Origin of the sequence: Treponema socranskii subsp. socranskii VPI DR56BR1116 = ATCC 35536, assembly GCF_000468115.1 — a bacterium.
GTDB lineage: Bacteria > Spirochaetota > Spirochaetia > Treponematales > Treponemataceae > Treponema_D > Treponema_D socranskii.
Genome location: NZ_AVQI01000016.1, coordinates 1 through 13236 on the forward strand (window position 1 = coordinate 1; position 13236 = coordinate 13236).

Genomic DNA, 13236 nt, shown 5'->3' on the forward strand with positions numbered 1-13236 from the left:
TTTGCAATCGTAACGGACACTTCGATTGTATCGTTCATACCCTGTATGGACGAAGTGTAGGTTCCGTTTTTAATCGATTTACCGCCGCAAGAAATCAAACCCGCAACGGCAAACGCGATCAGTGCAAATGAAAATACCTTTTTTTGCATTACTAATGCCTCCAAATAATAATAACCGATCGCTACAACACATAGCGATTCCTTTCCATATTATGAACTTATATCCGATTTGTCAAGAAATATTCCACCCATTCCATCCGGGTAAAAGATAGTCTGTGTTCGCATACACTTCGCTACCGTCTGCACTCGACAACTTAACGCATTGTTTTCTCATCTCTTGACAATAAGTACCGAAAGATTATACCGTAATCACGGATAAATTATACGGGTACATCAGTTTTTAGGAGTATGAATATTTATGGAAGCAAAACTCATCGCAGAAGAAATACGATCGGGCAAAGCGATTCTCGGTATCGAACTCGGTTCGACGAGGATAAAATCGGTGCTCATCGATACGAAAAACGTCCCCGTCGCACAGGGCGCTTTCGATTGGGAAAACTCCTTTATCGACGGCATCTGGACGTATCCGCTCGATAAAGTGTACGAGGGTATTGCGGAAAGCTACGCTCGAATGAAAGAAGATGTCATGCAAAAGTACGGCGTAGAGCTCACAAAACTGCGAGCGCTCGGCATCAGCGCGATGATGCACGGCTACCTCGCCTTCGACAAGTCCGGCAATCTGCTCGTCCCGTTCCGTACTTGGCGCAATACGATCACGACGGAAGCGGCGGCAAAGCTTTCGGCGCTCTTCGATTACCCCGTTCCCGAACGATGGAGCATATCCCATCTGTATCAGGCTGTTTTAAACGGCGAAAAGCACGTCGGAGACGTCGCGTTTATGACGACGCTCTCAGGCTACGTGCATTGGAAGCTGACAGGGAAAAAAGTGCTCGGTGTGGGAGATGCGTCAGGTATGTTCCCGATCGACATCGCAACAAAAAATTACAATAAAAAAATGCTCGCACAGTTTTCATCGCTCGTCGCGGAAAAAAAGTACGGCTGGAATATCGAAAGCGTTTTGCCCGAAGTGCTCGTTGCGGGAGATAACGCGGGTTCTCTTACGAAAGAAGGTGCCGCTCTGCTCGACAAAGACGGTATGCTCGAAAGCGGCATTCCTCTCTGCCCGCCCGAAGGAGATGCGGGCACCGGCATGGTCGCAACGAATTCGGTCGCAAAGCGCACGGGCAATGTTTCGGCAGGCACCTCCGTATTCGCGATGGTCGTGCTCGAAAAAGAGCTTTCAAAAACGTACAGCCGCAAAATCGATTTGGTGACGACGCCCGACGGTTCGCTTACGGCAATGGCACACGCGAACAACTGTACAGGAGAATACGACAGCTGGATCGGCGTTTTCGGCGAAGCGGCGGCAGCTCTCGGCGCTCGCTTCGACAAGAGTACGCTCTACGATGCGCTGCTCGGCCTCGCGTTGAAAGGGGACAAAGACTGCGGCGGTCTCATGCCGTACAACTATATTTCAGGCGAATCGATGACGGGTCTCGAATCAGGACGACCGCTTTTTGTGCGAACGCAAAGTGCCGGCTTTAGCCTTGCCAATTTTATGCGCGCCCAACTCTTTACCGCACTCGGCGCGCTGCGTACCGGCATGGACATTCTGTTCGACAAAGAGCACGTCGCCCTCGATACCCTCGTCTGCCACGGAGGATTCTTCAAAACGGCGGAAACCGGTCTTCGCGTTATGGCGGCGGCAATGCACACCAAAGTCGCCGCTCTCGACACAGCGGGCGAAGGCGGCCCGTGGGGAATCGCCCTCCTCGCTTCATATATGGTACATAAAAACGGACGCAGCCTCGCGCAATTTTTAAACGAAGACGTATTTGCATCGAGCGAATCGAAAACCGTCGTACCCGATCCCGCCGACGTCGAAGGATTCAATACATTCTTTACGCGCTATACGAAGGGATTGCCCGTCGTAAAAGCCGCGACGGAGTACATCGATTGGTAAGAACGGCAATTTTTTACGGGAGACAAATATGGCAGGTGCATATCAAAGTTTAAAAGAAGAAGCATACGAAGCGAATATGGAAATCCCCAAACACGATCTCGCCGTGTACACGTGGGGCAACGTTTCCGCATTCGATGCGGGAAAAAGCGTGTTTGCGATAAAGCCGTCGGGCGTCCCTTATTCCGAATTGACGAGCGCCGCTATGGTCGTCGTCGATTTGGACGGAAAAATCGTCGAAGGGAAACTGCGCCCGTCTTCGGATACGCAGACGCACATCGTTTTGTATAAAGAATTCGCTGTAAAAGGCGGATGCAAAGTCGGCGGAATCATCCACACGCATTCGCCGGCTGCAGTCGGTTGGGCACAGGCGATGCGCGCCGTTCCGCTCTTCGGTACGACGCACGCCGATCACATCCAAACGGAAATCCCGTGTACGCCCTATCTTTCAAAAGAAGCCGTCGAACGCGATTACGAAAAAGAGACGGGTACGCTGATCGTCGAACATTTTAAACAACACGGCTACAATCCGGCCGAAACGAATATGGTACTCGTCGGCGGACACGGCCCCTTTGCGTGGGGAAGCGATGCGGCAAAAGCGGTGTACAACGGTGTCGTCCTCGAAGAAGTGTGCAAGATGGCGCTCAATACGATACTCGTCAATCCGGGCGCGATGCAGCTTCCCGACTACATCGTCAACAAGCACTATATGCGAAAGCACGGTCCCGGCGCATACTACGGACAGCAAAACAGATAGAGGCAATTTAAATTGCTCGACAGCCCGCCGAATAATCCGTCTACCGTTTCGATGCTTTCGCCCGCTCAGGTAGGTACGCTTCGTCGCGGATACGAACGAGAGAAGAGCTTTCAAGCGCCGTCGAACTGTAGAGCACACACGGATGTCCGTCGAATGCCCATGAACGAAGCGTGCCCGTTTCGGAATCGATGAGGAGCCACTCGCCCGCTTCCGCTTTTCGAAGCGCGCATCCGGGCGAAATGATTTCAAGCGTATCGGCCGTATCGATTTTATTAAAAGGCGTAAACTCATACATACGCCAGCCGTCTTTTTTTTCGGCTGCGGCGGGTATTTTTTCAGGATGATTTTTTAAATCGCGTTCGCGCGCAAAGCGCGCTTCGTTACACAAAGCCGCAAGCGATTTTTGAAAATCGCACACCGTTTTTTTCCCGCGCAAAAAGATCACACTTTGCTCCGCTTCGCTCACTTCGCTTCCGATTTCCGCCGCAAGCGCATAGGGACTGTCCGACGCGCCGCTTGTCGTCACGTCGGCGTCTTCGCGGCTGTAGTAAAATCCCGTCGTCGATTCCCGATGCGGCACATTGTCGAGCTCTGCGATAAAAGGAAAAGCCTCTTCGAAAGAAATTTTGCCGTCGAGTGCGTCGAGCGCTTTACGGTACGCCCTCGTTACGAGCGCAACGTAATACACGCTTTTCATCCGCCCTTCGATTTTTATCGCGTCGATACCCGCGTCTTTCATATCCGAAAGCTTATCGATCATATTGAGATCTTTACTCGAAAGGACTGCGGTAAAATTATCACCTTCAAAAATCGGAAAATATTCACCTGCTCTTTTTTCTTCCGAAAGCCGCAATACACCCGATGAGGCGAGGCGCTTCGCAGCATCAGAATCGAAAAACCGATTTTCGTCCGCGCTCACGCTGAAATTCCAGCGGCACGTATGAGAGCAAAAACCGCTCTGAGCGCTCCTACCTGTAAGATAGGCGCTCATGAGGCAGCGACCGGAATAGGCGATGCACATGGCGCCGTGACAAAAGGCTTCGAGCTCCATATCGGGAACGGCGTCTTTAATTTCGCGGATTTCTTTAAGCGAAGCTTCCCGCCCGAGCACGATGCGTTTAAATCCGAGCCGCTTATAAAACAAAGCGGCGGAAGCGTTGACGCAGCTCGCCTGCGTGCTCAAGTGAAGCGCCGCGTCGGGGAACTCTTTTTGCAAAATCGGCACGATGCCCAAATCCTGCACGATAAACGCATCGATCGGATAGCGCTTAAAATAATCGATATTGTTTTGAAAAGAAGCGATATCGTCATTGTGAAAGGCGATGTTGAGCGCGCAGTAGAGTTTTTTTCCGGGAAAGCGTTTTTTGAGCTCGCATACTTGCTCGTATTCGTCGTCGTAAAAATTGTCGGCTTTGACGCGGAGCGAAAAATGCTTGAGACCGATGTACGCGGCATCCGCTCCGTATGCGTATGCACAGTATAATTTTTTTACATTACCTGCAGGCGAAAGAAGTTCCATCGCAAATCGCCGCGCGCGCTACGCGTCCGCCTGCAAAGAGTTTTCGAGACGCGGCTTATTGTGAAAGGATGTGCCCGCATCCGTATCGCCTTCTCCGGATATGACGCTGCCCGCCTTTCCGATCGCGAGGTGCGTTTCCCACAGGTGATCGTCGGCAAACTGAAAAAACGGCATCATCTTCGGCCACACATCGAGTTCGCACTCGACGCCGTTCGATACGAGCAAATTCGAAAACCGTTCGGTATCGCCGAGTAAAAGCTCCTTTTCGCCGCACTGTATATACACAGGCGGAAAATCGGAAAGCTGTTCCTTTGCCGCATACAGAGGAGAGACGAGCGGATTCGTTAAATTGGAAGCAAAGGTATATATCTCCCCGCAGCGCAAAAGCGTTTCTCCGTTTATCAATTCGTCCGAAGCTTTTTTACCCTTTGAAGCGGCAGCCTCTTCGGAAAAATCGAGCCACGGAGAAAGAAAGACGAGGCGGGAAACACCCGTACGGTATTTTTCGCGGATGCTGAACAGGAGCGCGCAAGCGATGGAAGCGCCCGAGCCGTCGGCAGCGATGACGATCTCGGGATGAGCGGCAGCTTTTTCCGCAGAAGCGTCGAGCGAACAGGCCACCTGCAATTCCGTGTACACCGTACGGAACACCGCCTGCACGTCTTCGAGCGCAGCCGGATAGGGATGAGCCGGTGCGAGGCGAAATTCCGGCACGACGACGCGGCTGAAAGATTTTGCCGCAAGGCGCGCGCAAAAACCTCGCCATGAAGCGCGGGAGCCTGCGATAAAGGAGCCGCCGTGAATATAGATGACGATGCGCCTCGAAGAATATATTTCCGGCGAAAGGACGTCACAGGAAACTCCTCCGTAATTGTAATCGGCGCAGTCGACGTGATTGGGCAAAACGGGACAGGCAAAACCTTCTTCCATCCTGCTTCGGAACGAGTCGACGTTTAATTTCGGAGCGTAGACGAGAAGCTTGAGCCGTTTGAGCGCCGCGCGTCTGTCCTGCTGTACTGCCATTGGATCAGTATAGCATTTTGCACGGAATTAGGCTATCATTTTTACGGCTATTTTACTTGTTTTTACGATAATGTAATTTACACGCAGCCGCTCCGTCGGCAATCGTATCTGCGATATCGAGCTCAAAGCCCATAGCTTTTGCGATTCCTCTATCACCGTCCATTGCAATATCACATAAGGTCGCGCGAGTTTGTTCATCCAACCCCAATTTATCCCACGCTTCACACAGCGGGCAATATTTAAAGGAAAGATGCACATCGTCGTAACCGGAACTGACAGGATCCATATTGAATGTCGCCTGACCGGTTTTACTCGGTGTCTTATCCGCAAACTGTCTCATATCTTGCGGATCTGCGCATGCATTCTTTATCTTTTCTCCCTTGATAGTACCGTAGCGGGTTATAGCTTTCCTCAGTATTTCTTCCGTATTTTTAATTCCCGCTCTCAGCATTTCGTCATATATCAAAGCAAGCCATGTCGCCCTTACTTCGATTTGATTTCGATTCACTTGAATATCCTTGGCAACTTGATTCGCGACATTATTATACGACATAGTTCCAGCCTCACATCCGTTAATTAATAAAATTTTCAAACCGCTTTCTTATCGAAAAAAATCCGATAAGAAAGCTGAAAGCATAATCAATTCAAACTCGCCCAGATTTTTGTCCATGCGTCTTTGATCTTTGCAGTATTTTCACCGACAAAAGCCTTGTTGTAATCAAGCAAATGAATCGTATCGAGCGGGGCAAGGATAGGATTAATCGGAACTTTCGGGTGAACGGGACGACCGCCGTATTTTTCGGCATATATTTGCTGTCCTTTTTTGCTGACAATCCATTCCACAAAATCTTTGGCGATCTCCATATTCTTTGCATTTGCGACAACGGCTGTTGCAAACATTCCGACAATCGATCCCTCTTTGGGGTATACGATGCGGATATTATTTGCTCCATCGAGAAGCTGCTGCGTAATTGCGCTTTCATACGAAAGCCCGACAACATATTCTCCGTTCATAACCTGTTTGTAAACTGTAGATGAAGAGTTTGTCGTAACGCCTTTCAAATTTGTAATAAACGATTTCAGATAATCGGTAAAACGGGTACTTCCGAGTCCTCCGTAAATTTCTTCCATATTCACAAGATGTCCCCACGCGCTGGAAGAGGAAGTCGGATTGGCATTGATGATTTTTCCCTTAAGTCTCGGATCGAGCAACGAATCGTATCCGGTAATCTCAAAGCCCAATTTTTTTCTCCAGATCTTTATTGACGACAAAAACGCTGATCTGCATAGCATAGGGATTCAAATATCCCGTCGGATCGATAGCATACGAGGGATATTCTTTCGTACTCGGGCATTGATACGGTTCGATAAACGATTGAAATCCTCTAACGCCTTCATATGTCAATGCGCCGAGAACCGCATCCGCTTGAGGATTGTCTTTTTCCGCTTTTAATTTCGCAATCAATTCACCGGCGGAACCGGTAACGATTTCAATATCCAAATCGGGATGCTTTTCCTTAAAGGGAGGAATAACCGCTTCCAGCTGAGCATCGTTACAAGTCGTGTAAAGAACAAATTTGTTATTTACCTTTCCCGCATCTTCGCCTCCTCGTGCAAAGACAAAACCCGTTGTAATCGCTGAAACAACCGCAATAAGCAAAGCTTTTTTCATAAAAAACCTCCTTTTCTAAAATCATCACAGATGATTTCCCTATATATGTCGTCACAAGACGAACGATATCAAATCAAACGGATATTTCACCGTCTTTCGATACAAACATATAGACTGCTATCGAAATCATTGTCAGCAGCATTAACATGGTTGCATACGCAGTAGCTATCCCTTCCGTACCACGAACAATATTCGTATACACGGCAAGGGTGAGTGTCATGGTCTTATTACTGTACAGAATTATCGCAGAGGACAATTCGGTTATGATCGCTACCCAGCTCATAATTGCACCTGAAATGACCCCGCCCGACATCATAGGAACCGTGATTCCCCAAAATGTTTTCATCTTGCTCGCACCGAGGTTTATCGAAGCTTCTTCAATGCTCATAGGTATCTGCTGTAAGATGGCGACAGAAGAACGAATCGTATACGGCATTCTTCTAATGACGACGGAAACGATCATTATCGTCACCGTTCCCGTCAATATAATAGGCTTCGTATTAAACGCCATTATCATCGCTATGCCCACAACGGAACCGGGGATAATATACGGAATCATTGAAAGCGTATCGATCATATTGTTTACCGTTCGCTTTCTTCGTACGACAAGATATGCTATCAGAATTGCGAACAACAAAATTAAAAACAATGCCAAGCCGCCGACTTTCAGAGTATTGCCCATATATCGAAACGCGCCCTTACTTACGGCTCCCTTGTAATTATTCAAAGAATATCCGGGCAGCATCACTTGATTTTTCATATTTCGAAACGAAGCCGCGATCACATAGATTTGCGGTAAAAAAGCAAGAGCAACGACTGCATAGGAAAATATATGCGCAAAAACATTTACGCTGCAAACCGTTTTTTTTGCAACGATCGAATGCATGGAATTGATTGTAAATCCGAATTTTCGCGCTATAGTCTTTTGAAAAAGAAAGACCGCTGCCGTTATGAGAATTGCAATTACGCTTATCGCAGCGGCAAAATTGTTATTCCCTCCCATTTCATTTAAATATTGATTGTATATTTCAACGGTAAAGGTTCTGTATCCCTCCCCGATTAAAAGCGGTACTCCGAAATCGGAAAACGATCGCATAAAAACCAAAAGAGAGGCGGCAAGGATAGTCGGCATGGTGAGCATGAGCGTCAGGTTAAAAAAACATCGAATCCCCGATATGCCGAGATTTTCAGATGCTTCCAATAAGGAATTATCGATATTTTTAAATGCACCTATCATGTATATGAATACGAGGGGAAACAACTTTAAAGACTGAACCAGAACAATACCGTGAAAGCCGTAGATGCTTCCCAACGTCATCCCGAACGCCGAAAAAAGTTTGGTTATCATGCCGTTCCTTCCCAACAGAAGGATCCAAGAATACGCACCGATAAAAGGAGCGCTCATAGAGCAAAGAATACATAGAATGTATAAAATTTTTTTGCCTTGAAGCGGGAAAAAACAATAAAAATATGCCAACGGTATACCAATCAATAAGGAAAAAAACGTAACGAAGATACCGACTTTAAAACTGTTGACAAGCGTCGCAAAATAATATTTTTGACTGAAAAATTGAAGAAAATTTGCAAACGTAAAATTTCCTTCGCTTGAAAAAAAAGCCTGTCGAACAATTTTTAACAAAGGGTAACAAAGAAATAATCCGAACAACAGTAAAAGCCCGATACTCACAAAAGTCCAGATATCAATATTTTTTATCCGTTCCGCGAACGTTTTATATCTGTTCATATACCGGTTTCCTCTTTATTTTTTTTTACACACATGAAAATATTTTTTTCGGTTTCTTTGTCGAAAATATTGATCTTCGATGCCTTGACGGTAAGCACAACGGAAGAGCCGACGGGAAGGATTTCATCGGTCGTCGATTCTTGAATTATTTCAACGCTTTGTCCGCAATCCAGATTTACGAAATAATGCGTATTCAAGCCGAGAAATACACTGTCTTGTATAATACCTTTGAGTCCCCGGCTGCCGGTTTTATTTATCATAAAGTCTTCCGGTCTGACACAAACGACGACGTCCCGCTTTCCAAGCGCTTCTTTTTCCGCGTTTTCCATGCCGACTTTATAAGTATCGTCAAATAAAATATCACCGCCGCTTTGCAACTTCGCATCTAAAAGATTCGATTTTCCGATAAACGAGGCGACAATTAAATCTACCGGTCGTTGATAAATATCTTTCGGAACTCCGATTTGATGAATTACCCCGTCTTTCATGACCGCTATGCGATCCGAAATAGCCATCGCTTCTTCCTGATCATGGGTCACATAAACCGTTGTAATCCCGATAGTATGCTGTATGTTCTTGATAACAGCTCGCATTTCAACTCTCAGTTTTGCATCAAGATTCGACAGCGGTTCGTCCATAAGCAACACATCGGGCTTTATGACAAGAGCTCGTGCAAGAGCAACCCGCTGCTGCTGACCTCCCGAAAGCCGCTCGGGCATACGATCCGCATATTCCGCGATCTGCATAAGGTTGAGAAATTTTGCAGCTTCTTCACGTATCGTTTTCGGATCCAGATGTCTCGCTTTGAGACCGTATTCAACATTCTTTCTGACAGTCATATTCGGGAAAATAGCGTAGTTTTGGAAAACCATTCCCGTATTCCGCTTTGCAGGATTCAAATCGTTTACTCGAGTATCATTAAAAAGAAAATCACCCCCTTCGATCGTATTAAAACCCGCGATCATTCTCAGCAGCGTTGTTTTTCCGCATCCGGAAGGTCCCAACAAAGTAAAAAATTCACCTTTGTTGATTTTCAGATTCAAATTCTTAATAATTGTCTTATCGCCGTATTTTTTTACAGCATCTTTGATCGTTATATTTACGCTCATATATGAATCCTCCGCATTAAAGTTTATATTCAAACATATTTTATCATTGCAAATTTTCGCGCTTCTTCAAGATGCGTTCGAACCGCTTGAGCCGCTCTTTCAAAATCGCCGCGCAGTACGTATTTCGCTATAGTAATATCTTCACTAAAGCTTTTGTTTAAACGTATTTCATTCGGATGATACGTTCGATTTCTGATATTTTGACTTTCAAGATTGAGCAATATTTCACGCAAACGCCGATTCGGACACGAATTATACAAAATCGAATGGAATTCCATATGCAAATGAAGTTTTTGTCCTAAAGATGAAACGCGCTCGCATTTTTTGATAAATTTCTCCAGTTTTGATTTATCAAGCATATCGCCGTATCGCCGTACCAATTCCGGTTCCAAAAGAAGCCGTATATCCAACACTTCAAGCATATCTTTGAGTGTTATCCCGCAGACAATCGCCCCTTTTTTCGGAATAAGAGTAACAAGATTTTCACTTTGCAGCTTAGCCAAAGCATTGTGGACGGGTGTTCTGCTCACGCCGATATCTTTAATGAGTAAGGTTTCATTTAACACGGTTCCGGGTTCGTATTTACAATCGAGAATATTTTTTTTGATTATTTCATAGGCAGTATCTTTTAAATATTTCATACACGATATATTCCATTTTTGTGTTATGCATATTCAATAACAGATGCATACATCTGAATTCGATTATACCTCATCCTGCCGACTTGTCAAGAAAAAAATCAAAAAGTTTATTAAAAATGCGTAGGCTAGCAGTATAAAGCATTTTCCGCTATACTTATTCACTATGCCAATTAAGATTCAATCGGATTTGCCGGCGCGCAGTATCCTCGAGCGCGAAAACGTATTCGTCATGACCGACACGCGGGCTAAAGCGCAGGATATCCGTCCGTTGAAAATCGCGATCGTCAATCTTATGCCGGTAAAAGAAATAACGGAAACGCAGCTTTTGCGCGTTTTGGCAAACACGCCGCTGCAAGTCGAAATATCGCTCGTGCGCATGGAAAATCACGTGTCGCGCCATACGAGCCGCTATTATCTCGAAAAGTTTTACATCACGACGAGCGCGCTTTTAAATCACAAATTCGACGGCATGATCATAACCGGCGCACCCGTCGAACAACTGCCCTTCGAACAAGTCGATTACTGGGACGAACTGTGCGCCATCATGGACTACGCGAAGACGAACGTGTTTTCGACGCTGTACGTGTGCTGGGGCGCGTTCGCGGGATTGTATCACCTGTACGGTATCGATAAACATCCGCTCGACAAAAAAATGTTCGGCGTATTTATGAACACGCGCCTTACGAACGCCGATCCGCTGCTGAGAGGCTTCGACGACAGTTTTCCGATTCCGCAGTCGCGCCACACAACGATCCGAGCCGAAGACATCGCTTCTTGCAAAGCCCTCGTCGCCCTCGCTTCTTCACGAGAAGCGGGAACGACGCTCATCAAATCGAAAGACAACCGCGAAATCTTTATGACCGGTCACCTCGAATACGATACCGACACGCTTGCCGAAGAATATGTCCGCGACAAAAAAAAGAATCTTCCGATCGCAATCCCCGAACACTATTTTCCGGGCGACGATCCGGGGGAAAAACCCTCTTCGACATGGAGAAGCACGGCTCATTTATTCTATTCGAATTGGCTCAACTATTACGTCTATCAGGAAACGCCGTTCAATTTCGTCACAAGTTGTAAACGATGCGTGCTGTAAAACACGAAAAAAACAGTTTTCACGATGCGATGCTCCGTATCGTCGCCGTTTCGTCTCTCCTGCCTCTTTTTTCGGCAGCGGTCGCATTTTTTATTTTCGCCTATATTTATTTCAACGCAGGTGTCCTTGCGGAAAACAAAGGAGACAACGAAGCGGTCGTGCGCGAATTGCGTTCGATTTTTCAAACGTATGCGCAGGAATTGAATTCGTCGGCTTTCGACTTTGAAGCGAAACTGCCGCAAGATAAAAACGACAATACCTTTTTGACGCTCGAAATTCAATTTATGAACCGGCAGGGACATTCGGCCGATTTTTACCTCTTCGACGACGCTTCGCGCCTGATCCTTTCTTCGACTTCCATGCCGCTCTCCTTTATGCCGCCCGATGTCGGACGGAACTGGGGTGTATACAAGCGGATGACGGATCGGCCGGGCACCGTTCAATGTGCATTTTTCCGCGGTAATTTCCTCATCGGAAAAAAGCTCGCCGAAAGCTATGCCGTATTTGTCATCCCCGCATTCTATTTTATAAACCACACGCTCGAGCACGTTTCAAATATCGTCGTCGCAAACCGTTACGGAGAAATCGCGCTTGCATCGACGGCGATGTTTACCGGTAATTTTAACCGCTTGAATCCTCAGACCGCAAAAGCATCGTCTTTTTTTTCTTTTAAGAACAACCGCTATTTTAAAACGGAGCGCCGCATACGTCTTGCAGATGAAGCGCTTATCGTTTACGCCTTTTCCGCCGTAAAACGGAGTTTCGCGATGCTCGTCTTAGGCGGTTCGATATTGCTGTGCATCATCGCGCTTTCAGGCGTCATCACCTATGCGGCCGTCGCGCGTTCGGTTACAAAGCGGACGGAATCGATCGACAAAATAACGGCGTGTTTCGATGAAGTGCAAAAAGGCAATTTAACAAAGCGGATGATACTCGAAGAAAACGACGAATTCGGCGTCATCGCGGATTCGTACAATACGATGATTCAAAGCATCGACGAGCTGCTGCGGAAGAATAAGGAGATAAACGAAGAGACGACGAGGGCGCAAATCAAACAGCTTGAAAGCCAATTCAATCCGCATTTTCTGTCGAACACGCTGCAGGTTATCAAATACATGGTAGCCCTCGAACCGGACGCCGTCCCTGCGATCATCGATCATCTTTCAAAACTGCTCCGCTACAGCATAAACGCTTCGGAAGCTCGGTGTACGCTTGCCGAAGATTTGGAATACACGAAAAACTACATCGCGATCCAGCGCTTCCGTTTTACCGATACGCTCGACTGCAAAATCGATGTTTCAGAAGCGGCGCAAAGCTGCATCGTGCCGAAACTCCTCGTGCAGCCGCTCATCGAAAACGCAATCCAATACGGTTTTGCCGCCGAAAAACGAAAATTATTAATTATTATACGCGCTCATATCGAAAACGGAAACCTCGTCATCAACGTTACGGATGACGGTAACGGCATGGACGAAAAAAAAGTTTCCGAACTGCACGAGATGCTTTCCGAGCGTACGCGGACGACGAATCACTTCGGCCTGTACAATATCGCAAAACGCATACGCTTGCTCTACGGAGAAAAATCGGATATGATTATTAAAAGCGGTTTGCATCGCGGAACTTCAATAACGCTATCTTTTCCCGCAGTATTTTGAT

Annotated in this window: 12 protein-coding genes; 4 read left to right on the forward strand and 8 right to left on the reverse strand. The window is 46.8% G+C overall.

Going from position 1 to position 13236, the window contains the following annotated elements; translation table 11 throughout:
* Nucleotides 1–417 precede the first annotated feature (417 nt).
* On the forward strand, nt 418–2022 hold the full coding sequence (locus HMPREF0860_RS02175) for a xylulokinase (protein WP_021495469.1): 1605 nt from the start codon (nt 418–420) through the stop codon (nt 2020–2022).
* A gap of 28 nt (nt 2023–2050) precedes the next feature.
* Nucleotides 2051–2776 carry an L-ribulose-5-phosphate 4-epimerase AraD gene (araD, locus tag HMPREF0860_RS02180; RefSeq protein WP_021329352.1) on the forward strand — a complete coding sequence of 242 codons (726 nt, stop codon included), beginning with the start codon at nt 2051–2053 and terminating at the stop codon, nt 2774–2776.
* A 40-nt stretch (nt 2777–2816) separates the two neighbouring features.
* Here araD and HMPREF0860_RS02185 read toward each other — a convergent pair whose 3' ends face one another.
* The 8 genes from HMPREF0860_RS02185 to HMPREF0860_RS02220 form a co-directional block, all read right to left on the reverse strand.
* On the reverse strand, nt 2817–4295 hold the full coding sequence (locus HMPREF0860_RS02185) for a peptidase U32 family protein (RefSeq protein WP_021495461.1): 1479 nt from the start codon (nt 4293–4295) through the stop codon (nt 2817–2819).
* An 18-nt stretch (nt 4296–4313) separates the two neighbouring features.
* Nucleotides 4314–5318 carry an alpha/beta hydrolase gene (locus tag HMPREF0860_RS02190; RefSeq protein ID WP_021329824.1) on the reverse strand — a complete coding sequence of 335 codons (1005 nt, stop codon included), beginning with the start codon at nt 5316–5318 and terminating at the stop codon, nt 4314–4316.
* Between the two features lie 52 nt (nt 5319–5370).
* Nucleotides 5371–5910 (reverse strand): L-2-amino-thiazoline-4-carboxylic acid hydrolase, encoded by a 540-nt coding sequence (locus HMPREF0860_RS02195; RefSeq protein ID WP_244870187.1) that lies wholly within the window; start codon nt 5908–5910, stop codon nt 5371–5373.
* Nucleotides 5911–5957: 47 nt separating this feature from the next.
* Nucleotides 5958–6560 (reverse strand): extracellular solute-binding protein, encoded by a 603-nt coding sequence (locus HMPREF0860_RS14190; RefSeq protein WP_021329747.1) that lies wholly within the window; start codon nt 6558–6560, stop codon nt 5958–5960.
* Nucleotides 6550–6990, reverse strand: a complete 441-nt coding sequence (locus tag HMPREF0860_RS14195; RefSeq protein ID WP_021329756.1) for a type 2 periplasmic-binding domain-containing protein — start codon at nt 6988–6990, stop codon at nt 6550–6552. The genes HMPREF0860_RS14190 and HMPREF0860_RS14195 overlap by 11 nt, the downstream gene beginning before the upstream one ends.
* Before the next feature lie 73 nt (nt 6991–7063).
* On the reverse strand, nt 7064–8734 hold the full coding sequence (locus HMPREF0860_RS02210) for an ABC transporter permease (protein ID WP_021329775.1): 1671 nt from the start codon (nt 8732–8734) through the stop codon (nt 7064–7066).
* A complete protein-coding gene (locus HMPREF0860_RS02215; protein WP_021329792.1) occupies nt 8731–9843 on the reverse strand; it encodes an ABC transporter ATP-binding protein in 1113 nt (370 codons plus the stop codon). Before HMPREF0860_RS02215 ends, HMPREF0860_RS02210 begins: the two co-directional genes overlap by 4 nt.
* A 29-nt stretch (nt 9844–9872) precedes the next feature.
* The gene (locus HMPREF0860_RS02220; RefSeq protein WP_021329755.1) at nt 9873–10484 is read right to left on the reverse strand and encodes a GntR family transcriptional regulator; all 612 of its coding nucleotides are present in this window, start codon (nt 10482–10484) and stop codon (nt 9873–9875) included.
* A 163-nt stretch (nt 10485–10647) separates the two neighbouring features.
* Here HMPREF0860_RS02220 and metA point away from each other — a divergent pair, with 163 nt between their 5' ends.
* Complete coding sequence (metA, locus tag HMPREF0860_RS02225) at nt 10648–11580, forward strand: homoserine O-acetyltransferase MetA (RefSeq protein ID WP_021329812.1); 933 nt, start codon at nt 10648–10650, stop codon at nt 11578–11580.
* Complete coding sequence (locus HMPREF0860_RS13150; protein ID WP_021329759.1) at nt 11568–13235, forward strand: sensor histidine kinase; 1668 nt, start codon at nt 11568–11570, stop codon at nt 13233–13235. The genes metA and HMPREF0860_RS13150 overlap by 13 nt, the downstream gene beginning before the upstream one ends.
* The last annotated feature ends 1 nt before the right edge of the window (nt 13236 follow it).

Bases quoted from the DNA above. Each gene is read 5' to 3' on its own strand.
- HMPREF0860_RS14195 (WP_021329756.1), bottom strand. From the start codon at position 6,990: ATGAAAAAAGCTTTGCTTATTGCGGTTGTTTCAGCGATTACAACGGGT.
- HMPREF0860_RS02215 (WP_021329792.1), bottom strand. From the start codon at position 9,843: ATGAGCGTAAATATAACGATCAAAGATGCTGTAAAAAAATACGGCGAT.
- HMPREF0860_RS02190 (WP_021329824.1), bottom strand. From the start codon at position 5,318: ATGGCAGTACAGCAGGACAGACGCGCGGCGCTCAAACGGCTCAAGCTT.
- HMPREF0860_RS02185 (WP_021495461.1), bottom strand. From the start codon at position 4,295: ATGGAACTTCTTTCGCCTGCAGGTAATGTAAAAAAATTATACTGTGCA.
- HMPREF0860_RS02210 (WP_021329775.1), bottom strand. From the start codon at position 8,734: ATGAACAGATATAAAACGTTCGCGGAACGGATAAAAAATATTGATATC.
- HMPREF0860_RS02220 (WP_021329755.1), bottom strand. From the start codon at position 10,484: ATGAAATATTTAAAAGATACTGCCTATGAAATAATCAAAAAAAATATT.
- HMPREF0860_RS02175 (WP_021495469.1), top strand. From the start codon at position 418: ATGGAAGCAAAACTCATCGCAGAAGAAATACGATCGGGCAAAGCGATT.
- HMPREF0860_RS13150 (WP_021329759.1), top strand. From the start codon at position 11,568: ATGCGTGCTGTAAAACACGAAAAAAACAGTTTTCACGATGCGATGCTC.
- metA (WP_021329812.1), top strand. From the start codon at position 10,648: ATGCCAATTAAGATTCAATCGGATTTGCCGGCGCGCAGTATCCTCGAG.
- araD (WP_021329352.1), top strand. From the start codon at position 2,051: ATGGCAGGTGCATATCAAAGTTTAAAAGAAGAAGCATACGAAGCGAAT.